This window comes from Enterobacter cloacae complex sp. ECL414, assembly GCF_021869685.1.
GTDB classification, from domain to species: domain Bacteria; phylum Pseudomonadota; class Gammaproteobacteria; order Enterobacterales; family Enterobacteriaceae; genus Enterobacter; species Enterobacter kobei.
Genome location: NZ_CP091481.1, coordinates 199441 through 222074 on the forward strand (window position 1 = coordinate 199441; position 22634 = coordinate 222074).

A 22634-nucleotide genomic window follows, 5' to 3' on the forward strand; every position below is an offset into this window, starting at 1 on the left:
TCCGTGAAAGATTTATTAAAGTTTCTGAAAGCGCAGACTAAAACCGAAGAGTTTGATGCGATCAAAATTGCTCTGGCTTCGCCAGACATGATCCGTTCATGGTCTTTCGGTGAAGTTAAAAAGCCGGAAACCATCAACTACCGTACGTTCAAGCCTGAGCGTGACGGCCTTTTCTGTGCGCGTATTTTCGGGCCAGTAAAAGACTACGAGTGCCTGTGCGGTAAGTACAAGCGCCTGAAACACCGTGGTGTGATCTGTGAGAAGTGTGGCGTTGAAGTGACCCAGACCAAAGTGCGTCGTGAGCGCATGGGCCACATCGAGCTGGCGTCTCCGACTGCGCACATCTGGTTCCTGAAATCTCTGCCGTCCCGTATCGGTCTGCTGCTGGATATGCCGCTGCGTGATATCGAACGTGTACTGTACTTCGAATCTTATGTGGTTATCGAAGGCGGTATGACGAACCTGGAACGTCACCAGATCCTGACTGAAGAGCAGTATCTGGACGCGCTGGAAGAGTTCGGTGACGAATTCGACGCGAAAATGGGTGCGGAAGCTATCCAGGCCCTGCTGAAGAGCATGGATCTGGAGCAAGAGTGCGAGCAGCTGCGTGAAGAGCTGAACGAAACCAACTCCGAAACCAAGCGTAAAAAGCTGACCAAGCGTATTAAACTGCTGGAAGCGTTCGTTCAGTCTGGTAACAAACCAGAGTGGATGATCCTGACCGTTCTGCCGGTTCTGCCGCCAGATCTGCGTCCGCTGGTTCCACTGGATGGTGGTCGTTTCGCGACGTCTGACCTGAACGATCTGTATCGTCGCGTCATTAACCGTAACAACCGTCTGAAACGTCTGCTGGATCTGGCTGCGCCGGACATCATCGTACGCAACGAAAAACGTATGCTGCAGGAAGCGGTAGATGCCCTGCTGGATAACGGTCGTCGCGGTCGTGCGATCACCGGTTCTAACAAGCGTCCTCTGAAATCTTTGGCCGATATGATCAAAGGTAAACAGGGTCGTTTCCGTCAGAACCTGCTCGGTAAGCGTGTTGACTACTCCGGTCGTTCTGTTATCACCGTAGGTCCATACCTGCGTCTGCATCAGTGCGGTCTGCCGAAGAAAATGGCACTGGAGCTGTTCAAACCATTCATCTATGGCAAACTGGAACTGCGTGGCCTGGCCACCACCATCAAAGCCGCGAAGAAAATGGTTGAGCGTGAAGAAGCTGTCGTTTGGGATATCCTAGACGAAGTTATCCGCGAACACCCGGTACTGCTGAACCGTGCACCAACCCTGCACCGTCTGGGTATCCAGGCATTTGAGCCAGTACTGATCGAAGGTAAAGCTATCCAGCTGCACCCGCTGGTTTGTGCGGCGTATAACGCCGACTTCGATGGTGACCAGATGGCTGTTCACGTACCGCTGACGCTGGAAGCCCAGCTGGAAGCGCGTGCGCTGATGATGTCTACCAACAACATCCTGTCCCCAGCGAACGGTGAGCCAATCATTGTTCCTTCTCAGGACGTTGTACTGGGTCTGTACTACATGACCCGTGACTGTGTTAACGCCAAAGGCGAAGGCATGGTGCTGACTGGCCCTAAAGAAGCTGAGCGTATTTATCGCGCTGGCCTGGCCTCTCTGCATGCGCGCGTTAAAGTGCGTATCACTGAATACGAAAAAGATGCAAACGGCGAATTCGTTGCGCACACCAGCCTGAAAGACACGACCGTTGGCCGTGCCATTCTGTGGATGATCGTACCGAAAGGTCTGCCTTTCTCCATCGTCAACCAGGCGCTGGGTAAGAAAGCGATCTCCAAAATGCTGAACACCTGTTACCGCATTCTGGGTCTGAAGCCGACTGTTATCTTCGCTGACCAGACAATGTACACCGGCTTTGCTTATGCAGCGCGTTCAGGTGCATCTGTTGGTATCGATGACATGGTCATCCCAGAGAAGAAACACGAGATCATCTCTGAAGCGGAAGCTGAAGTTGCTGAGATCCAGGAGCAGTTCCAGTCTGGTCTGGTAACCGCGGGCGAACGCTATAACAAAGTTATCGATATCTGGGCTGCGGCGAACGATCGTGTATCCAAGGCGATGATGGATAACCTGCAGACCGAAACCGTGATTAACCGTGACGGCGTAGAAGAGCAGCAGGTTTCCTTCAACAGCATTTACATGATGGCCGACTCCGGTGCGCGTGGTTCTGCAGCACAGATTCGTCAGCTGGCAGGTATGCGTGGTCTGATGGCGAAGCCAGATGGCTCCATCATCGAAACGCCAATCACCGCGAACTTCCGTGAAGGTCTGAACGTACTCCAGTACTTCATCTCCACGCACGGTGCGCGTAAAGGTCTGGCGGATACCGCACTGAAAACAGCGAACTCCGGTTATCTGACGCGTCGTCTGGTTGACGTTGCACAGGATCTGGTCGTAACTGAAGACGATTGTGGCACCCTCGAAGGTATCACCATGACCCCGGTTATCGAGGGTGGTGATGTTAAAGAGCCACTGCGCGATCGCGTACTGGGTCGTGTAACCGCGGAAGACATTCTGAAGCCGGGTACCGCAGACATTCTGGTTCCACGCAACACGCTGCTGCACGAACAGTGGTGTGACCTGCTGGAAGCGAACTCTGTTGACTCCGTGAAAGTGCGTTCCGTTGTATCCTGTGACACCGACTTTGGTGTTTGTGCGCACTGCTATGGTCGTGACCTGGCGCGTGGCCACATCATCAACAAAGGTGAAGCTATCGGCGTTATCGCGGCACAGTCCATCGGTGAGCCAGGTACACAGCTGACGATGCGTACGTTCCACATCGGTGGTGCGGCATCTCGTGCGGCTGCTGAATCCAGCATTCAGGTGAAAAACAAAGGTAGCATCAAGCTCAGCAATGCGAAGTCGGTTGTTAACTCCGCAGGCAAGCTGGTTGTGACCTCTCGTAACACCGAGCTGAAGCTGATCGACGAATTCGGTCGTACCAAAGAGAGCTATAAAGTACCTTACGGTGCGGTTATGGCGAAAGGTGATGGCGAGCAGGTTGCCGGCGGTGAAACCGTTGCAAACTGGGATCCACACACCATGCCGGTTATCACCGAAGTAAGTGGTTTCATCCGCTTTACTGACATGATCGACGGCCAGACCATTACTCGTCAGACCGACGAGCTGACCGGTCTGTCTTCTCTGGTGGTTCTGGATTCTGCTGAACGTACTACCGGTGGTAAAGATCTGCGTCCTGCACTGAAAATCGTTGATGCTCAGGGTAATGACGTTCTGATCCCGGGTACCGATATGCCTGCGCAGTACTTCCTGCCGGGTAAAGCGATTGTACAGCTGGAAGATGGCGTACAGATCAGCTCTGGTGACACCCTGGCGCGTATTCCTCAGGAATCCGGCGGTACCAAGGACATCACCGGTGGTCTGCCACGCGTTGCGGACCTGTTCGAAGCTCGTCGTCCGAAAGAGCCGGCAATCCTGGCTGAAATCAGCGGTATCATTTCCTTCGGTAAAGAGACCAAAGGTAAGCGCCGTCTGGTTATCACTCCAGTAGATGGCAGCGAGCCGTACGAAGAGATGATTCCTAAGTGGCGTCAGCTCAACGTGTTCGAAGGTGAACGTGTAGAACGTGGTGACGTTGTTTCCGACGGTCCAGAAGCGCCGCACGACATCCTGCGTCTGCGTGGTGTACATGCTGTTACCCGTTACATTGTTAACGAAGTACAGGACGTATACCGCCTGCAGGGCGTTAAGATTAACGATAAACACATCGAAGTTATCGTTCGTCAGATGCTGCGTAAAGCAACCATCGAAAACGCAGGCAGCTCTGAGTTCCTCGAAGGCGAGCAGGTTGAATACTCACGCGTCAAGATCGCTAACCGCGACCTGGAAGCGAATGGCAAAATCGGTGCGACTTACGCGCGCGATCTGCTGGGTATCACCAAAGCGTCTCTGGCAACCGAGTCCTTCATCTCTGCAGCATCGTTCCAGGAAACGACTCGTGTCCTGACCGAAGCGGCTGTTGCAGGTAAACGTGATGAACTGCGCGGTCTGAAAGAGAACGTTATCGTGGGTCGTCTGATCCCAGCGGGTACCGGTTATGCATACCATCAGGATCGTATGCGTCGTCGTGCTGCGGGCGAACTGCCAGCTGCACCGCAGGTGACTGCTGAAGATGCATCCGCGAGCCTGGCAGAACTGCTGAACGCAGGTCTGGGCGGTTCCGACAACGAGTAATCGTTGATGCAGTAAATAAAAAACCCGCCTCGGCGGGTTTTTTTACATCTGCATTTTTTCAATTCACTAACGGGATCCGTCGATAAAGCTCAATCATGTCGCCTGCCAGATCCTGAATCACCATGGCGTTCATCAGGTGGTCCTGAGAGTGAACGGTTATCAGGTTGACCGGGAGCTTGCCGGTTCCTTCGTCAAGACCGATAAGCTGTGTCTGGATCGTATGCGCATGCTTCACATATTCGCGAGACTCTTCCATTGCTTTTTCGGCTTCGTCGAACTCACCTTTGCGGGCCATTTGTAATGCCGTAAGCGCGGCACTTCGCGCCGCCCCGGCGTTGACCAGCAGTTCCATGATCGTTGTCTCTAAATCTTCCATGAGGTCACTCCAGCAGTTTGAGGGCTTTTTCCAGTACGGCATCGCCTTTCATCATGCCGTAGTCCATCATGTCGATCACCGCGACTTTTTTGCCCAGTGGGTCAGCCTGTGCCTGCAGTTTTGCCTGCTCGTATTTAACCTGTGGCCCCAGCAATACGATGTCGGCCGTCGCGATGTTGTCTTTAAACTCCGCAACCGGAACGGCTTTAATGGTGACTTCAACCCCTTTTTTCTGCGCGGCATCTTTCATACGTTGAACCAGCATGCTGGTTGACATTCCCGCTGCACAGCATAAAACGATGTTCTTCATAATCAGCCTCGATCTACATGTGTTTATTGATAATTATCCCGTGCAGACCGCTTCAACAACCGCTTTACCGCGATTGTGTGTCAGGCATCACAAAGAAAACGGCATTTTCCTGAAACCGGTTACAATTCTGACGGGCGGAGAGAAAATTAGCCGACGGTTGTTCGAACAATGCGGTTTTTTCCCTGCTGTTTAGCGCTATAAAGCGCGTTATCGACACTTCCCACCAGTTGTTCCAGCGGTTCGAAGTGCCATTCCCCCAGACCCGCACTGAACGTAACGTGCAGGTTTTCTTCCCGCCAGACGCGCCTTTCAACGGCGGTGCGCCAGGCGTCAAGCAATGAGAATGCGGCAGCGATCTGCTCGGCCTGGAAGATCACCGCGAACTCTTCTCCACCGTAGCGATAGACCGAGATGTTGTGTGGCTGCATTATCTGGATCCCTTCGCGCGCCACATTACGCAGGACAATGTCACCACTCAGATGTCCCCATGTGTCGTTGATCGATTTGAAGTTATCGATATCAATCAGCGCCAGTGCGAAAGGCTGGTGGGCGGTCAGCAGTTCATCCACATCATTGTCAAACGCGCGGCGGTTTTTGCAGCCGGTCAACGCATCGTGAGTCGCCTGGCGAACATACGCCATCTCCCGCTCTTTATTGGACTGAATCGTGTGGCTCAGCATCGCTTCCAGACGCGGTGCCTGGCTGACATCGCCCGTTTTGATCGCATTGATAATGGTCATTAATACGGTACGCGAGGCATGACGCAGATAAAGACCGAAGAGAATGATGATGATGGCTGCCAGCGCAAAGCCCCAGCCAACGATAGTGGTTTCGTGGCGGGTGATATCGGTAAGCGTTGCGCCAGATACCCGATAGATAACAAACCAGTCCGGGTTCGTGAAAGAGTAGTAGTAATACCAGGCATTGGTTTTCCGGTCGTAAAGATGGCCTTCGCCGCTGGTCATTTTGTCCATCAGCGCTTCGCTCACGTACTTTTTGAACAGGGCGCCTGTATCTGGGTGCAGCACGACGGTCCCGTCGCGTTCGACGACGAAGAATTCCCCTTGTACGGGGGCCACCATTTGTCGAAGGGTATACCCCATCGACGTCAAATCAAGATGAAAAGCGAGGGTTCCCTTGAGTCTGCCTTCTGTTGAAATCAATGGCTTATAAAGCGTAACTGTCGGATGCCCGGTAAAGTAGTCCGTATAATGATGGGTATAATGGCTGAAAATACTGGCTTCTGCGTGCGCGACAAACCACGGGCGCGTCCGCGGATCGACGTTTTTACTCTTTTCCGTGGGAGGCGCTTCTGGTGCGTGTAAATAATGCCCCTCTGTATCGGCCAGCGAGATGGATGACACGGTCGGCATCAGGTTTTGCAAATGCATCAACATCTGCAGCCCTTGCGTCGTGTTGACGTTGAGCGTCTCATTCAGTATCTCGCTGCGGGCAAAGTACATCGCAGAGCGACCAAGGATATAGTCATTTTCACGCAGGATTGATTCGGTATAGTTAACCGCCAGGTTATGCGTGAAGTTACTGTTAATCTTGTGATAATCCTCAAGGAAATCCTTTCTTTGCGAAAGAGAGACCACGACCGCGATCAGCGCAAAACTGCACAGGATCCCCGCGAAGCTGAGCATGATTGGCCGGGTAAAAGAGAGCTTTTTGCTGTGAAGTGCCATGAGTTGTACATCGATCCTGATGGTGAATACTTTTTGTCTGCCGATATCCTCTCAGCATAGTCGCTGTCCTGCGGTTCGCGGTGAATTATACGGAACACGATTTTCGGCAAGATGATTTATCTTAAGAATCACTAAGAAATTCCTTATCCATGTTTTTGCCGCCCCATTTATGCAAGAAATCGGAGGCAGGGCGAAACGAGGAAGAAGCTTTTCGCCCTGGCCAGCATCCCTTGCTGACCGGGTGACAATAAAAAACCGGACAATCGCTGACAATCGTCCGGTTTTAGCTTTCCGTAGCGTCTCGACACTTTTTTACCGTATTGCAGCGTGTTTCAACGTTATTGCGAGGCTCTTCCCAGCCAGCTGTCCCAGTCTTTCCAGACCGGCTGCAGGCCCTGTGCCGTCAGGGCGGCGGCGACTGCCTCCGGACGTCGCCCGTCATGCGGTGCAAACTGTTCCAGCTCCGGGTGATCGTCGGCGTAACCGCCCGGCTGTGTTTTGGAAAACGCGCTAACGTTGTTAATTGCCAGCGGGATCACGCGATCGCGAAACGCCGGGGACTCACGCGTTGAAAGCGATAATTCAACCTCCGGAGCGAGCAGGCGAAACGCGCAGATAGTTTGCACCAGCTGACGCTCATCCATCAGCGATGCCGGTTCTATTCCGCCTGCGCAGGGTCGCAGGCGGGGGAAAGAGATAGAATACCGGCTCTGCCAGTAGTGCTGCTGGAGCCACAGCAAATGCTCTGCCACCATGTAGCAATCGACCCGCCAGCTGTCGGAGAGCCCAATCAGCGCCCCGAGACCGATTTTATCGATCCCGGCGCGGCCAAGCCTGTCCGGTGTCTCCAGCCGGAAGAAGAAATCCTGTTTCTTCCCCTTCAGGTGGTGCCGGGCGTACGTTGCCTCGTGGTAGGTTTCCTGATAAACCATGACCCCATCCAGCCCGAGCGATTTTAACTCCGCGTACTCGTCCTGCGACAGGGGCTGTACCTCCATCTGCAACGACGCAAACTCGCGACGTATCGCCGGAAGGTGCTGACGGAAATAGTCCATTCCCACTTTTCCCTGATGCTCGCCCGTGACCAGCAGAAGATGTTCGAACCCCATTTCACGAATGGCGGCGCACTCACGTGCGATCTCATCTTCATCAAGGGTTTTCCGCTTGATGCGGTTGCTCATGGAGAAACCGCAATAGGTGCAGTCATTGGCGCACAGGTTCGAGAGATAAAGTGGAACGTAGAAGCTTACCGTGTTGCCAAAACGCTGGCGGGTAAGGCGCTGAGCGCGCTGCGCCATCGGTTCAAGGTACGCGCTGGCCGCCGGAGAGAGCAGGGCCATCAGGTCCTCACGGGTCAGATGACGGGCATTCAGGGCACGCTCCACGTCAGCCGCCGTTTTGCTGTTGATACGCAGGGCGATATCGTCCCAGTTGAGCTGACGCCAGCGTTCGGTAAACGTGCTCATGAGAGAGCCTCCAGAAAACCGGTCAGCGGGCTGGTGGCCTGCGCCTGAAAACTGCGCGAGCCAGGGCCGGATCCTCTTGCCAGCAAGCCGGCCTCTACGGCCATGCGGAACGCGCGCGCCATCATGACCGGATCGTCAGCCACCGCAATCGCCGTATTGACCAGTACCGCGTCGGCCCCCATCTCCAGCGCCTGCGCGGCATGGCTTGGTACGCCAATCCCCGCATCGACCACCACCGGCACGGTGGCTTGTTCAATGATGATCTCCAGCATCGCGCGAGTTTCGAGACCCTGATTAGAGCCAATTGGCGCACCCAGCGGCATCACGGCGGCACAGCCGACCTCTTCCAGACGCTTACACAGCACAGGGTCCGCCCCGCAGTAAGGCAGGACGGTAAACCCTTGCTGCACAAGCTTTTCTGCTGCTTTCAGCGTTTCAATCGGGTCCGGCAGCAGCCAGCGGGCATCCGGATGAATTTCCAGCTTCAGCCAGTGGGTACCGAGCGCTTCACGTGCCAGCTGTGCGGCGAAAATTGCTTCTTCCGCCGTTTTTGCACCGGAGGTGTTGGGCAAGAGCGTAACGCCTGCCTCCAGCAAAGGCGCAAGAATGGCATCGTTGTGCTGGCGCAGATCCACGCGTTTCATCGCCAGCGTCACCAGCTGGCTGCCACTTTCACGGATGGCCTCTACCATCAGCTGTGGAGAGGCGAACTTTCCGGTTCCGGTAAACAGATGTGAATCAAAGATTTTATCGGCAATATGTAGCATCTCAGCCCCCTGCGATAACCTGAAACAGCAGGATCTGGTCGCCGTCATTGACCTGCTGATGTTCCCACTGCTCGCGCGGCAGGATCTGTTGATTGAGTGCCAGCGCCGTTCCCGGCTTGAGCTGACGTAACTTATCGAGCAGGGCGGCAATGGTCAGCCCGTCGTCGCAGCTTATCGGCTCATCGTTAAACAGAATGCGCATCGCGGCCTCCGCATACCGGGCAGTGGCTGGCGCGGTTTAAGGCCAGATGGCGCCAGCCGCCTGAACGAGCGTCGAACAGCCGCAGCGTATTACGTTCCGTCTCCATGCCGCTGAGCAGCTTGATGGCCTCAAGCGCCTGAAGGGTGCCCATTACTCCGACTACCGGGCCAAGAATGCCTGCCGTGCGGCAGTTGCGTGCGGGCTCGGCATCGTCCGGCCACAGGCAGCGATAGCAGCCCTGCGCCCAGGGGGGCGTCAGGACCATCATCTGTCCGCCGAACCCCACCGCGCTGGCGGTGATCAGGGGCGTGTTATTGATCACGCAGGCGGCGTTGATCGCCTGACGCGTCGCCATGTTGTCAGTGCAGTCCAGCACCACGTCGGCAAGGGCGACCTCACGGTGCAGATTTTCATCGCTCAGCCGCGTCTGGAGTGCAATCAGTTCGATGTCCGGGTTGAGCTGATTCAGCCTCTGGCGGGTAATCTGCGCTTTGGGTTGATTAATGTCCTTTGTCGTGAAGAGGATTTGTCGCTGCAGGTTGCTGAGGTGCACCTCGTCGTCGTCGGCCAGCACCAGCGTACCGATACCTGCGCCTGCCAGATAAAGCGCGGCGGGGGCGCCTAATCCACCCAGACCAACAATCAACACCCTGCTGGCGAGCAGCTTTTGCTGCCCGTCGATGGCGATATCCTCCAGCAGAATTTGACGGCTGTAGCGCATAAAATCGCGGTCATTCATCGCCCGCTCCTGCCAGCTGTAAAAGCCGTGCCGTGGCCGCCTGCCAGTCCCCCGCCTGGGTAATCGCGCTGACGACGGCGATACTGCCGACGCCGGTTTCCAGTACCGCAGGGGCGCGTTCAAGGCTTATCCCGCCAATGGCAACGGTGGGATAATCGGCCAGGCGCTTAACGTGTAAGGCCAGCTGCGTTAAACCCTGTGGTGCGGAGGGCATCTGCTTGGTTTGCGTCGGAAAAACGTGGCCGAGGGCAATGTAGGAGGGGCGCGCCGCCAGTGCCACGTCAATTTCCATATCGTCGTGTGTCGACACCCCCAGCCGCAGCCCGGCTTTGCGGATAGCGTTAAGATCGGTAGTTTCCAGATCTTCCTGACCCAGATGGACGCCGTACGCCTGGTGCTTAATGGCCAGCCGCCAGTAGTCGTTGATAAACAGACGAGCGTGGTAGCGTCGTCCCAGCGCGATGGCGGCGATAACGTCGGCCTCAACTTCTTCATCGCGCTTATCCTTGATGCGCAGCTGGAGGGTGCGAACGCCTGCCTCCAGCAGGCGTTGGATCCACTCCACGCTGTCCACCACCGGATAGAGCCCTAAACGGAAGGGCACGGAGGGGAAATCAGGCTGGTACATTAGGCCTCCTCTTTTTTGAGGTAGATCTCGCCGCCTTTCGCGCGGAAGGTTTCTGACATGTCTGCCATACCCACTTCAATGGTCTGTGCGGCGGCGTAGTCGCGTACCTCCTGGCTGATTTTCATCGAGCAGAATTTTGGACCGCACATGGAGCAGAAGTGTGCCACCTTGCCCGATTCCTGCGGCAGGGTTTCGTCGTGGTAGGCGCGGGCGGTGAAGGGGTCCAGCGCCAGGTTGAACTGATCTTCCCAGCGGAATTCAAAGCGCGCCTTCGACATGGCGTTATCGCGGATTTGCGCCCCCGGGTGGCCTTTCGCCAGATCCGCCGCATGAGCGGCAATCTTGTAGGTAATCAGTCCTTGCTTCACGTCCTCTTTATTTGGCAGGCCCAGGTGCTCTTTCGGCGTGACGTAGCAGAGCATGGCGCAGCCGAACCAGCCGATCATCGCTGCGCCAATCCCGGAGGTGAAGTGGTCGTAGCCCGGTGCAATATCGGTGGTCAGGGGCCCCAGAGTATAGAACGGCGCTTCGTGGCAGTGCTCCAGCTCCTCGGTCATATTGCGGCGGATCATCTGCATCGGCACATGTCCAGGGCCTTCAATCATTACCTGTACGTCATACTCCCATGCAATTTTTGTCAGTTCGCCCAGCGTGTGCAGCTCGGCAAACTGCGCTTCGTCGTTGGCATCGCGAATGGAGCCCGGACGCAGGCCGTCGCCCAGCGACAGGGATACGTCATAGGCAGCGCAGATTTCGCAGATCTCGCGGAAGTGTTCGTAGAGGAAGTTTTCCTGATGATGTGACAGACACCATTTTGCCATGATGGATCCGCCGCGGGAGACGATGCCGGTCAGACGTTTTGCGGTCATCGGCACGTAGCGCAGCAGCACGCCAGCGTGAATCGTGAAGTAGTCCACGCCCTGTTCCGCCTGCTCCAGCAGCGTGTCGCGGAAGGTTTCCCAGGTGAGGTTTTCGGCGATGCCGTTCACTTTCTCCAGCGCCTGATAAATCGGGACGGTACCAATCGGGACCGGGCTGTTACGCAGGATCCACTCGCGGGTTTCGTGAATATAACGGCCAGTTGAGAGGTCCATTACCGTGTCCGCGCCCCAGCGCGTTGACCAGACCAGCTTTTCTACCTCCTCTTCGATGGAGGAAGTGACGGCAGAGTTACCGATATTGGCATTGACCTTCACCAGGAAATTGCGGCCGATAATCATCGGTTCCGATTCCGGGTGGTTGATGTTGGCAGGGATAATCGCGCGGCCAGCGGCCACTTCGTCACGCACAAACTCCGGCGTGATGTTTTCCGGCAGGCGAGCGCCAAACCCTTCACCTGGATGCTGGTGGCGCAGCACTTCGCTAAGGATACGCTCGCGGCCCATGTTTTCACGAATGGCGATGAACTCCATCTCCGGTGTGACGATCCCCTGGCGCGCATAGTGCAGCTGGGTCACGCGTTTGCCCGCTCTGGCACGTTTTGGCGTCAGCAGACCGGTGAAACGCAATTCGTCCAGACCATCGTCGGCCAGGCGCGCTTTGGTGTACGACGAGCTTTGTTCGTTGAGTTCTTCACAGTCGTTACGTGCGTCAATCCACGGCTGGCGCAGCTTTGCCAGACCCCGCTGAACATTGATGGCAACAGAGGGATCGCCATACGGGCCGGAGGTTTCATACACCGGGACGGCTTCGTTATCTTCATATTGCGGGTTATCTTTGCTGCCGCCGATAAGCGTCGGGCTAAGCTGGATTTCGCGCATCGGCACGCGAATGTCGGCCTGTGAACCGGTGATGTATATGCGCTTCGAGTTCGGGAAAGCGGTACCTTCCAGGGTATCGATGAAGTGTTGGGCGTGTTCGCGCTGTTCGCGACGGGTCAGTTTAGTGGTAGACATAGCTCATTCCAGAAGTGAAGGACATGGCTTGTCAGACGACGGATGAAGCAAGAGAAGATCGCCTCAGGGGCGATACAACAGCAGTGTGACTCTTGTTCCCTTCGCAGGTATTAACCTGATCAGGTTCCGCGGATCCCGAATTAACGGTCTCAGCCCGCGCGTTTAAGCGCTGGGCACTCCGACAAGAAAAATCCCCCTCCGCAGAGGGGCGAATGGTTGTAAATTACTCGTTAACGATTAAGAACTCAAGCAGGGCGCGCGATGTTATCTTCGTTACTCACATCCAGGCCGTTATCCAGGACGAGGGCGATCAGCCTGTCTTCCAGCGTGAATCGCTCTTCCAGCGCTTCGCCAAGATCGGAAAGCGCCTGCTGGAACTCAAGATAATTGTCGTGATCGATGGCATTTTCGAGCGTGGAATCGTAGTAATCCATGATCTGCTGGGTGTTGGCTTCCAGCAGCGGATAGAGTTTACTGGCCGCTAAATACGGCGTTGTCCCTTCCATTTCGCGGATAATACGTTCATAAATATTGAAATGTCCGTCGGACAGGTAGTCGACCAGGCTCTGACAAAAATCATCCAGCGCTTTTTCATTCAGCCGCATAAACGATTCTTTGCCAGGCTTAATACCGACCAGATTGTAATAAGCCACGAGTAGATGCTTGCGTACATGTAGCCAGCGATCCACCAGTTTGTTACTTCCTCTAACGCGCTCAGTCAGGCTTTCTAGCTGGTTTAACATGGTTGACTCCGCAAGGTTGAGAATTGAATCTGCTTATCCAAAATGTAACCACAATGCTAACAACATGTCAGTGAAGCGAAGGTAGTGCAATAGATATGGATCGTATTATTGAAAAATCAGATCTGGGTTGGTGGATCGTCAGTCACGAACAAAAACTATGGCTTCCTGCCGGGGAGATCCCTTATGGCGCAGCAGAGGCGTTCGATCTTGTTGGCCAGCCAGCACTGAAGATTGGTGAATGGCAGGGGGATGCAGTGTGGTTGATCCAACAGCCTCGCCGTCAGGAGATGGGATCGGTTCGTCAGGTGCTGGATCAGGATGTTGGCTTGTTCCAGCTGGCGGGGCGCGGCGTCCAGCTGGCGGAGTTTTACCGCTCGCATAAATACTGCGGCTACTGCGGCCATACCATGCACCCGAGCAAAACCGAGTGGGCAATGCTCTGCGGCCACTGCCGTGAACGTTACTATCCGCAGATTGCACCCTGCATTATCGTCGCCATTCGCCGTGAGGATACTATCCTGCTGGCGCAGCATACCCGCCATCGCAACGGCATTTATACCGTTCTTGCCGGTTTCGTCGAAGTGGGTGAAACGCTGGAGCAGGCGGTAGCGCGTGAAGTGATGGAAGAGAGCGGGATCAAGGTGAAAAACCTGCGCTACGTAACGTCTCAGCCGTGGCCATTCCCGATGTCCCTGATGACGGCGTTTATGGCGGAATACGACAGCGGTGAGATCGTTATCGATCAGAAAGAGCTGCTGGACGCGAACTGGTACCGTTATGACGATTTGCCTCTGTTACCGCCACCCGGCACCGTGGCGCGTCGGCTGATAGAAGATACCGTGGCGATGTGTCGGGCCGAGTATGAGTAGTGTTACACTGAGGCCATGACGCTTAAGGAACTGCAAAAATGACCGAACTGAAGAACGATCGTTATCTGCGTGCGCTGCTGCGCCAGCCCGTTGATGTCACCCCGGTGTGGATGATGCGCCAGGCAGGACGCTATCTGCCAGAGTACAAAGCCACGCGTGCGCAGGCAGGTGATTTTATGTCGCTTTGCAAAAACGCTGAGCTGGCCTGTGAAGTGACGCTCCAGCCGCTGCGCCGCTTCCCGCTGGATGCCGCCATTCTCTTTTCGGACATTCTGACCATTCCGGATGCAATGGGCCTTGGCCTGTACTTTGAAACCGGCGAAGGCCCGCGTTTTACCTCCCCGATCAAAAGCAAAGCCGACGTGGATAAGCTGCCGATCCCCGATCCGGAAGGCGAACTGGGCTATGTGATGAACGCCGTGCGCACCATTCGCCGTGAGCTGAAAGGCGAAGTGCCGCTGATTGGCTTCTCCGGTAGCCCGTGGACGCTGGCAACTTACATGGTTGAAGGTGGCAGCAGCAAAGCTTTTACCGTGATCAAAAAAATGATGTACGCCGAGCCGATGGCTCTGCATGCGCTGCTGGACAAGCTGGCGAAGAGCGTCACGCTCTATCTCAACGCGCAGATTAAAGCGGGCGCGCAGTCAGTGATGATTTTCGATACCTGGGGTGGCGTACTGACCGGGCGCGATTATCAGCAGTTCTCCCTGTATTACATGCACAAAATCGTTGATGGTCTGCTGCGTGAAAACGAAGGCCGCCGCGTGCCGGTGACGCTGTTCACCAAAGGTGGCGGTCAGTGGCTGGAAGCGATGGCGGCGACCGGCTGCGATGCATTGGGTCTCGACTGGACGACCGATATCGCTGATGCTCGCCGTCGCGTGGGCGACAAAGTGGCGCTGCAGGGCAATATGGACCCGTCCATGCTCTATGCACCGCCAGCCCGCATTGAAGAAGAAGTGTCGACTATACTCTCTGGTTTCGGCCAGGGGGAAGGCCACGTCTTTAACCTCGGCCACGGCATTCATCAGGATGTTCCGCCAGAGCATGCAGGCGTATTTGTGGAGGCGGTGCATCGGCTTTCTGCCCAGTATCACCAGTAAGGAGTGGTTATGGATCTCGCGTCGCTACGCGCTCAGCAAATTGAACTGGCTTCATCGGTGATCCGCGAGGATCGCCTGGATAAGGATCCCCCGCAGTACATTGGCGGAGCGGACGTCGGATTCGAGCAGGGTGGTGAAGTGACGCGAGCGGCGATGGTGGTTCTGAAATACCCTTCGCTGGAGCTGGTTGAGTACAAGGTGGCGCGTATCGCCACCACTATGCCGTACATTCCGGGTTTCCTCTCCTTTCGCGAGTATCCCGCGCTGCTGGCAGCATGGGAGCAGCTCTCGCAAAAACCTGACCTGCTGTTTGTGGATGGACACGGTATCTCACATCCGCGCCGTTTAGGCGTGGCCAGCCATTTTGGGCTGCTGGTGGATGTGCCGACCATTGGCGTTGCCAAAAAACGCCTGTGTGGCGCGTTTGAACCACTTTCCCCCGAGCCGGGTGCGCTGGTGCCGCTTATCCATAAAGGCGAGCAGCTGGCGTGGGTCTGGCGCAGCAAAGCGCGCTGTAATCCGCTGTTTATCGCGACCGGTCACCGGGTGAGCATGGACAGCGCACTGGCGTGGGTTCAGCGCTGCATGAAGGGCTACCGTTTACCGGAGCCAACCCGCTGGGCGGACGCCGTCGCTTCCTCGCGTCCGGCTTTTGTTCGTTGGCAGGAAATTCAGCCGTGATTCAGGTAAACTGCGGCTAATTTTCGATTCGAGACATCATCATGTTACAAAACCCGATTCATCTGCGCCTTGAGAAGCTGGAAAGCTGGCAGCACGTCACCTTTATGGCTTGCCTGTGCGAGCGCATGTATCCCAACTATGCCGCGTTCTGTAAGCAGACGGGCTTTGGTGATGGTCATATCTACCGCCGCATTCTGGATTTGATCTGGGAAACGCTGACGGTCAAAGACGCAAAGGTGAATTTCGACTCCCAACTGGAAAAGCTGGAAGAGGCGATCCCGGCCGCGGATGATTTTGATCTGTACGGTGTCTATCCGGCCATTGATGCCTGCGTGGCATTAAGTGAGCTGATCCACTCCCGTCTGAGTGGCGAAACCCTGGAGCATGCTATCGAAGTCAGTAAGGCATCCATTACGACCGTTGCGATGCTCGAAATGACCCAGGAAGGCCGTGAAATGACCGACGAAGAGCTGCGAGCTAACCCGGCGGTTGAGCAGGAATGGGATATCCAGTGGGAAATTTTCCGCCTGCTGGCAGAGTGTGAAGAACGTGACATTGAGCTGATCAAAGGGCTGCGTGCGGACTTACGTGAGTCGGGCGAGAGCAATATTGGTATAGTTTTTAACCAATGAGACAACAAAACGTGATTTAACGCCTGTTTTGTCGCACCTCGACTCTTCCCTTCTGCCCCCCGTCTGGTCTACATTTGGGGGGCGAAAAAAAGTGGCTATCGGTGCGTGTATGCAGGAGAGTGCTTTTTTGGCATTTTCGTCGCACTCGATGCTTAGCAAGCGATAAACACATTGAAAGGATAACTTATGAACAAGACTCAACTGATTGATGTAATTGCGGACAAGGCTGATCTGTCTAAAGTGCAGGCTAAAGCTGCTCTGGAATCTACCCTGGCTGCTATTACTGAGTCTCTGAAAGAAGGCGATGCTGTACAACTGGTTGGTTTCGGTACCTTCAAAGTGAACCACCGCGCTGAGCGTACTGGCCGCAACCCGCAGACCGGTAAAGAAATCAAAATCGCCGCAGCTAACGTGCCGGCATTTGTTTCTGGTAAAGCACTGAAAGACGCTGTTAAGTAAGACGCGTGGCAGTGAACAGTTTTAGCGAAGGGGCGGCAACGCCCCTTTTGTCATTCCGGCGTGGAACGCTCGCGCTGGCAGGCGTGCTTCTGCTGTCTGCCTGCAGCCACGACACCTCTCTGCCACCGTTTACCGCCAGCGGCTACGCTGACAATCAGGGTGCGGTGAGGATATGGCGCAAAGATTCCGGCGGCGAAGTGCATCTGCTCTCCGCTTTCAGTCCGTGGCATAACGGCAATACGTCGACCGCGGAGTATCGCTGGCAGGGTGATTACCTGTCGCTGATTGAACTGAACGTCTACAGTAAAACCTCCGAACATGTGAAAGTGCGTTTTGACGACCATGGTGAGCTGAGCTTTATGCAGCGTGAAGTGAGTGGTCAAAAACAGCAGCTTTCCAGCGATCAGATTGCCCTCTACCGCTATCGTGCTGAACAAATCCGCCAGACCAGCGATGCGCTTCGTCTTGGACGTGTGGTGCTGCGTCAGGGGCGCTGGCATAACGATGGCACGGTAACCACCTGCGAAGGGCAGACGGTGAAGCCTGAGCTTGAATCCTGGGCGACCGAACATATTCAACGCCGTCAGCGTCATTCATCAATGGAAGTGAGTGTGGCGTGGCTTGAGGCGCCGGAAGGCTCTCAGCTGTTGCTGGTGGCGAACGAAGATTTCTGCACGTGGCAGCCGACAGAGAAGAGTTTTTGACGTAAATCCCCTCTCCCTTGAGGGAGAGGGTTAGGGTGAGGGGGAAAATTACTCGCCCTGCTCGCGCGCAATCGCACGATAACCAATATCCTGACGGCTAAAGCTACCGTTCCAGTGAATATCCGCCATCAGCGCATAGGCACGCTTCTGCGCTTCTGCAACGGTATGACCCAGTGCGGTAGCACACAGGACGCGGCCGCCGTTGGTCAGTACGCGCTCGTCGTCAGACAGTTTCGTACCCGCGTGGAATACCTTCGCGCCGTCAATCTCTTCCAGCGGCAGGCCGTGGATTTCATCACCGGTGTTGTAGTTACCCGGATAACCGCCCGCAGCAATCACCACGCCCAGAGACGCACGTTCGTCCCACTCTGAGGTTTTCTCGTCCAGCTTGCCTTCGCAAGCCGCCAGACACAGATCGACCAGGTCCGATTTCATGCGCAGCATTATCGGTTGAGTTTCCGGATCGCCAAAGCGGCAGTTGAACTCAATAACCTTAGGGTTGCCCTGCTTGTCGATCATCAGACCTGCATAGAGGAAACCGGTGTAGGTATTCCCTTCCGCCGCCATGCCTTTCACGGTAGGCCAGATAATGCGGTCCATGGTGCGCTGATGTACTTCATCCGTCACCACCGGGGCAGGGGAGTAGGCGCCCATCCCGCCGGTATTAGGACCGGTATCGCCATTACCCACGCGTTTATGATCCTGGCTGGTGGCCATCGGCAGAACGTGCTCGCCGTCGACCATGACAATGAAGCTCGCTTCTTCGCCGTCGAGGAACTCTTCAATCACGATACGGTGGCCTGCATCGCCAAAGGCATTGCCAGCCAGCATATCCTGAACCGCGGCTTCCGCTTCTTCGAGGGTCATCGCAACGATAACGCCTTTACCGGCGGCCAGACCGTCGGCTTTAATAACGATCGGCGCGCCTTTTTCACGCAGGTAAGCCAGAGCTGGCTCCACTTCGGTGAAGTTCTGATATTCCGCCGTCGGGATGTTGTGACGTGCCAGGAAATCTTTGGTGAAGGCCTTAGACCCTTCCAGTTGGGCAGCACCTTCCGTTGGTCCAAAGATTTTCAGGCCAGCAGCGCGGAACGCGTCAACTACGCCAATCACCAGGGGCGCTTCCGGGCCGACAATGGTCAGATCGATTTTCTCATTCTGGGCAAAGTTCAGCAGGGCCGGGATATCGGTCACACCGATGGCGACGTTCTGCAAAGCGGGTTCCAGGGCAGTACCGGCGTTACCCGGTGCCACGAAGACCGTTTTCACCCGCGGAGACTGCGCCGCTTTCCACGCCAGGGCGTGCTCGCGTCCGCCGTTACCAATCACTAATACTTTCATTTTTCTGCTCCGGGAATTAATGGCGGAAGTGGCGCATGTCGGTGAAGATCATCGCGATACCGTGTTCGTCGGCGGCGGCAATCACTTCGTCGTCGCGGATAGAACCACCTGGCTGGATCACGCAGGTAATGCCTACAGCGGCTGCCGCATCGATACCGTCACGGAACGGGAAGAAGGCATCAGAGGCCATGGCGGAACCTTTCACTTCCAGCCCTTCATCACCTGCTTTGATCCCGGCAATTTTCGCAGAGTAGACACGGCTCATCTGGCCTGCGCCTATTCCGATGGTCATGTTCTCTTTGGCGTAGACGATGGCGTTGGACTTGACGAACTTCGCCACTTTCCAGCAGAACAGCGCGTCACGCAGCTCCTGCTCGCTCGGCTGGCGTTTGGTCACTACGCGCAGGTCAGCTTCTGTCACCATACCCAGATCGCGATCCTGAACCAGAAGGCCGCCGTTCACGCGTTTGAAGTCCAGACCCGGCACGCGATTTGCCCACTGACCGCAAATCAGTACGCGCACATTCTGTTTTGCTGCGGTGATTTTGAGCGCTTCTTCGGATGCCGATGGTGCAATGATCACTTCAACAAACTGTCGGGAGATGATGGCCTGCGCGGTTTGGGCATCCAGCTCGCGGTTGAAGGCGATAATGCCGCCAAACGCGGAGGTCGGGTCGGTTTTGTAAGCACGGTCGTAAGCGTCCAGAATAGAGGTGCTCACCGCCACGCCGCATGGGTTAGCGTGCTTGACGATAACGCAGGCTGGCTCGCTGAACTCTTTCACGCATTCCAGCGCAGCGTCGGTGTCAGCAATATTGTTGTAGGAGAGCGCCTTGCCCTGAACCTGCTGAGCGGTGGCAACCGAGGCTTCTTTGATCTCTTCTTCTATATAGAAGGCAGCCTGCTGGTGGCTGTTCTCGCCGTAGCGCATATCCTGCTTCTTGATGAAGTTCAGGTTCAGCGTGCGCGGGAAGCGGCCAGAAGGATCGTTGCTTTCACCGTGGTAAGCCGGCACCAGGCTACCGAAGTAGTTGGCGATCATGCTGTCGTATGCAGCGGTGTGTTCGAAGGCTTTGATAGCGAGGTCGAAACGCGTGTCGAGCGTCAGTGACCCTTCGTTGGCATCCATCTCGCTAATAATGGTGTTGTAATCGCTGCTCTTCACCACGATGGCCACATCTTTATGGTTCTTGGCTGCAGAGCGCACCATGGTCGGGCCGCCGATATCAATATTTTCTACCGCATCTTCCAGAGAGCAGCCTTCGCGGGCAACGGTCTGGGCAAACGGGTAGAGGTTAACGACAACCATGTCGATTGGCGCAATATCATGCTTTTCCATAATGGCATCGTCCTGGCCGCGACGGCCAAGAATACCGCCGTGCACTTTCGGATGCAGAGTTTTGACGCGTCCATCCATCATCTCCGGGAAACCGGTGTAATCGGACACTTCGGTTACCGGCAGACCTTTATCTGCTAACAGGCGTGCGGTGCCGCCTGTAGAAAGCAGCTCCACACCGCGTGCAGAAAGTGCCTGAGCGAATTCGACGATACCGGCTTTATCAGAAACACTGAGCAGAGCGCGGCGGACTGGACGACGTTGTTGCATGGTAAATCCCCTGGATTTCACGATTACAGAGAGCGTTAGATGAATTTTCCTGCGAAAAACTCATCTAACACACCTGACGAGGCATCCTTGTGAAGCGCGAGCATTTTAACGAAAACGTTTGCGCAACGCTCGCACATTTTTACTTTTTCGTATCATTGTGGATAAGTCTGTGTGTAAAAGGGTATAAGGCGGGGTTTTGCTGTGGAATGCAGCAGTCAGTCATTTTTCTGTCATTTAGCGGTTGCGGCCTGCAGAGAACTCCCTATAATGCGCCTCCATCGACACGGCAGATGTGAATCACTTCACAGACAACCCGGTCGGTTGAAGAGAAAAAATCCTGAAATAACGGGTTGACTCTGAAAGAGGAAAGCGTAATATACGCCACCTCGCAACGGTGAGCGAAAGCCGCGTTGCAACTGCTCTTTAACAATTTATCAGACAATCTGTGTGGGCACTCAAAGTGACATGGATTCTTAACGTCGCAAGACGAAAAATGAATACCAAGTCTCTGAGTGAACATACGTAATTCATTACGAAGTTTAATTCACGAGCATCAAACTTAAATTGAAGAGTTTGATCATGGCTCAGATTGAACGCTGGCGGCAGGCCTAACACATGCAAGTCGAACGGTAGCACAGAGAGCTTGCTCTCGGGTGACGAGTGGCGGACGGGTGAGTAATGTCTGGGAAACTGCCTGATGGAGGGGGATAACTACTGGAAACGGTAGCTAATACCGCATAACGTCGCAAGACCAAAGAGGGGGACCTTCGGGCCTCTTGCCATCAGATGTGCCCAGATGGGATTAGCTAGTAGGTGGGGTAACGGCTCACCTAGGCGACGATCCCTAGCTGGTCTGAGAGGATGACCAGCCACACTGGAACTGAGACACGGTCCAGACTCCTACGGGAGGCAGCAGTGGGGAATATTGCACAATGGGCGCAAGCCTGATGCAGCCATGCCGCGTGTATGAAGAAGGCCTTCGGGTTGTAAAGTACTTTCAGCGGGGAGGAAGGTGTTGTGGTTAATAACCGCAGCAATTGACGTTACCCGCAGAAGAAGCACCGGCTAACTCCGTGCCAGCAGCCGCGGTAATACGGAGGGTGCAAGCGTTAATCGGAATTACTGGGCGTAAAGCGCACGCAGGCGGTCTGTCAAGTCGGATGTGAAATCCCCGGGCTCAACCTGGGAACTGCATTCGAAACTGGCAGGCTAGAGTCTTGTAGAGGGGGGTAGAATTCCAGGTGTAGCGGTGAAATGCGTAGAGATCTGGAGGAATACCGGTGGCGAAGGCGGCCCCCTGGACAAAGACTGACGCTCAGGTGCGAAAGCGTGGGGAGCAAACAGGATTAGATACCCTGGTAGTCCACGCCGTAAACGATGTCGACTTGGAGGTTGTGCCCTTGAGGCGTGGCTTCCGGAGCTAACGCGTTAAGTCGACCGCCTGGGGAGTACGGCCGCAAGGTTAAAACTCAAATGAATTGACGGGGGCCCGCACAAGCGGTGGAGCATGTGGTTTAATTCGATGCAACGCGAAGAACCTTACCTACTCTTGACATCCAGAGAACTTTCCAGAGATGGATTGGTGCCTTCGGGAACTCTGAGACAGGTGCTGCATGGCTGTCGTCAGCTCGTGTTGTGAAATGTTGGGTTAAGTCCCGCAACGAGCGCAACCCTTATCCTTTGTTGCCAGCGGTCCGGCCGGGAACTCAAAGGAGACTGCCAGTGATAAACTGGAGGAAGGTGGGGATGACGTCAAGTCATCATGGCCCTTACGAGTAGGGCTACACACGTGCTACAATGGCGCATACAAAGAGAAGCGACCTCGCGAGAGCAAGCGGACCTCATAAAGTGCGTCGTAGTCCGGATTGGAGTCTGCAACTCGACTCCATGAAGTCGGAATCGCTAGTAATCGTAGATCAGAATGCTACGGTGAATACGTTCCCGGGCCTTGTACACACCGCCCGTCACACCATGGGAGTGGGTTGCAAAAGAAGTAGGTAGCTTAACCTTCGGGAGGGCGCTTACCACTTTGTGATTCATGACTGGGGTGAAGTCGTAACAAGGTAACCGTAGGGGAACCTGCGGTTGGATCACCTCCTTACCTTAAAGAACCTGCCTTTGTAGTGCTCACACAGATTGTCTGATGAATGATGAACTTCTGAATGTACTTTTGAGTGCATTAAGAAGTTTTGCTCTTT

The 22634-nt window shown here is 55.2% G+C and carries 19 protein-coding genes, 1 rRNA gene and 1 riboswitch; of the genes, 8 read left to right on the top strand and 12 right to left on the bottom strand.

Annotated features, from left to right (window positions below; genetic code table 11):
* Positions 1 to 3: 3 nt before the first annotated feature.
* Positions 4 to 4227 carry a DNA-directed RNA polymerase subunit beta' gene (gene rpoC / locus L3068_RS00940; protein ID WP_014882066.1) on the top strand — a complete coding sequence of 1408 codons (4224 nt, stop codon included), beginning with the start codon at positions 4 to 6 and terminating at the stop codon, positions 4225 to 4227.
* Positions 4228 to 4285: 58 nt separating this feature from the next.
* Here the strand turns inward: rpoC and L3068_RS00945 are convergent, their stop codons facing one another.
* From L3068_RS00945 to L3068_RS00990, 10 genes are all read right to left on the bottom strand, one after another.
* Positions 4286 to 4603 (bottom strand): PTS lactose/cellobiose transporter subunit IIA, encoded by a 318-nt coding sequence (locus tag L3068_RS00945; protein ID WP_008503455.1) that lies wholly within the window; start codon positions 4601 to 4603, stop codon positions 4286 to 4288.
* 4 nt (positions 4604 to 4607) lie between these two features.
* Positions 4608 to 4913, bottom strand: coding sequence for a PTS sugar transporter subunit IIB (locus L3068_RS00950; protein ID WP_014882067.1), 306 nt, complete (start codon positions 4911 to 4913; stop codon positions 4608 to 4610).
* A 146-nt stretch (positions 4914 to 5059) separates the two neighbouring features.
* Positions 5060 to 6601, bottom strand: coding sequence for a sensor domain-containing diguanylate cyclase (locus L3068_RS00955; RefSeq protein ID WP_117582330.1), 1542 nt, complete (start codon positions 6599 to 6601; stop codon positions 5060 to 5062).
* 338 nt (positions 6602 to 6939) lie between these two features.
* Positions 6940 to 8067 (bottom strand): 2-iminoacetate synthase ThiH, encoded by a 1128-nt coding sequence (gene thiH, locus L3068_RS00960; RefSeq protein WP_014882069.1) that lies wholly within the window; start codon positions 8065 to 8067, stop codon positions 6940 to 6942.
* On the bottom strand, positions 8064 to 8834 hold the full coding sequence (gene thiG / locus L3068_RS00965) for a thiazole synthase (protein ID WP_023331763.1): 771 nt from the start codon (positions 8832 to 8834) through the stop codon (positions 8064 to 8066). The genes thiH and thiG overlap by 4 nt, the downstream gene beginning before the upstream one ends.
* 1 nt (position 8835) lies before the next feature.
* Positions 8836 to 9036, bottom strand: coding sequence for a sulfur carrier protein ThiS (thiS, locus tag L3068_RS00970; protein ID WP_014882071.1), 201 nt, complete (start codon positions 9034 to 9036; stop codon positions 8836 to 8838).
* A complete protein-coding gene (thiF, locus tag L3068_RS00975; protein ID WP_047028103.1) occupies positions 9020 to 9775 on the bottom strand; it encodes a thiazole biosynthesis adenylyltransferase ThiF in 756 nt (251 codons plus the stop codon). The genes thiS and thiF overlap by 17 nt, the downstream gene beginning before the upstream one ends.
* Positions 9768 to 10403, bottom strand: a complete 636-nt coding sequence (gene thiE / locus L3068_RS00980) for a thiamine phosphate synthase (RefSeq protein ID WP_117582332.1) — start codon at positions 10401 to 10403, stop codon at positions 9768 to 9770. Before thiE ends, thiF begins: the two co-directional genes overlap by 8 nt.
* Entirely contained in the window at positions 10403 to 12298 is a 1896-nt protein-coding gene (gene thiC / locus L3068_RS00985) for a phosphomethylpyrimidine synthase ThiC (protein ID WP_117582334.1), read from the bottom strand. Before thiC ends, thiE begins: the two co-directional genes overlap by 1 nt.
* 79 nt (positions 12299 to 12377) lie before the next feature.
* Positions 12378 to 12489: riboswitch (TPP riboswitch) on the bottom strand.
* 54 nt (positions 12490 to 12543) lie between these two features.
* Positions 12544 to 13041 (bottom strand): Rsd/AlgQ family anti-sigma factor, encoded by a 498-nt coding sequence (locus L3068_RS00990; RefSeq protein ID WP_014882075.1) that lies wholly within the window; start codon positions 13039 to 13041, stop codon positions 12544 to 12546.
* Between the two features lie 95 nt (positions 13042 to 13136).
* On the opposite strand from L3068_RS00990, the gene nudC reads away from it, so the two are divergent.
* The 6 genes from nudC to L3068_RS01020 all read left to right on the top strand — a co-directional run bounded on the left by nudC (position 13137) and on the right by L3068_RS01020 (position 17489).
* Positions 13137 to 13910 (top strand): NAD(+) diphosphatase, encoded by a 774-nt coding sequence (gene nudC / locus L3068_RS00995; RefSeq protein ID WP_023338926.1) that lies wholly within the window; start codon positions 13137 to 13139, stop codon positions 13908 to 13910.
* Between the two features lie 38 nt (positions 13911 to 13948).
* The gene (gene hemE, locus L3068_RS01000) at positions 13949 to 15013 is read left to right on the top strand and encodes a uroporphyrinogen decarboxylase (protein ID WP_023336588.1); all 1065 of its coding nucleotides are present in this window, start codon (positions 13949 to 13951) and stop codon (positions 15011 to 15013) included.
* A 9-nt stretch (positions 15014 to 15022) separates the two neighbouring features.
* Entirely contained in the window at positions 15023 to 15694 is a 672-nt protein-coding gene (nfi, locus tag L3068_RS01005) for a deoxyribonuclease V (RefSeq protein WP_048997500.1), read from the top strand.
* 41 nt (positions 15695 to 15735) lie between these two features.
* The gene (locus L3068_RS01010) at positions 15736 to 16326 is read left to right on the top strand and encodes a YjaG family protein (RefSeq protein WP_050862832.1); all 591 of its coding nucleotides are present in this window, start codon (positions 15736 to 15738) and stop codon (positions 16324 to 16326) included.
* A gap of 186 nt (positions 16327 to 16512) precedes the next feature.
* The gene (hupA, locus tag L3068_RS01015) at positions 16513 to 16785 is read left to right on the top strand and encodes a nucleoid-associated protein HU-alpha (RefSeq protein WP_002445246.1); all 273 of its coding nucleotides are present in this window, start codon (positions 16513 to 16515) and stop codon (positions 16783 to 16785) included.
* 11 nt (positions 16786 to 16796) lie between these two features.
* Positions 16797 to 17489 (top strand): DUF1481 domain-containing protein, encoded by a 693-nt coding sequence (locus tag L3068_RS01020; protein ID WP_117582336.1) that lies wholly within the window; start codon positions 16797 to 16799, stop codon positions 17487 to 17489.
* A 48-nt stretch (positions 17490 to 17537) separates the two neighbouring features.
* Here L3068_RS01020 and purD read toward each other — a convergent pair whose 3' ends face one another.
* Together purD and purH are read right to left on the bottom strand one after the other, a co-directional pair.
* Positions 17538 to 18830, bottom strand: coding sequence for a phosphoribosylamine--glycine ligase (gene purD / locus L3068_RS01025; RefSeq protein WP_023331769.1), 1293 nt, complete (start codon positions 18828 to 18830; stop codon positions 17538 to 17540).
* A 16-nt stretch (positions 18831 to 18846) separates the two neighbouring features.
* Entirely contained in the window at positions 18847 to 20436 is a 1590-nt protein-coding gene (gene purH, locus L3068_RS01030) for a bifunctional phosphoribosylaminoimidazolecarboxamide formyltransferase/IMP cyclohydrolase (RefSeq protein ID WP_023331770.1), read from the bottom strand.
* Positions 20437 to 20997: 561 nt separating this feature from the next.
* On the opposite strand from purH, the gene L3068_RS01035 reads away from it, so the two are divergent.
* Positions 20998 to 22537 (top strand): 16S ribosomal RNA (locus L3068_RS01035).
* Positions 22538 to 22634 lie beyond the last annotated feature (97 nt).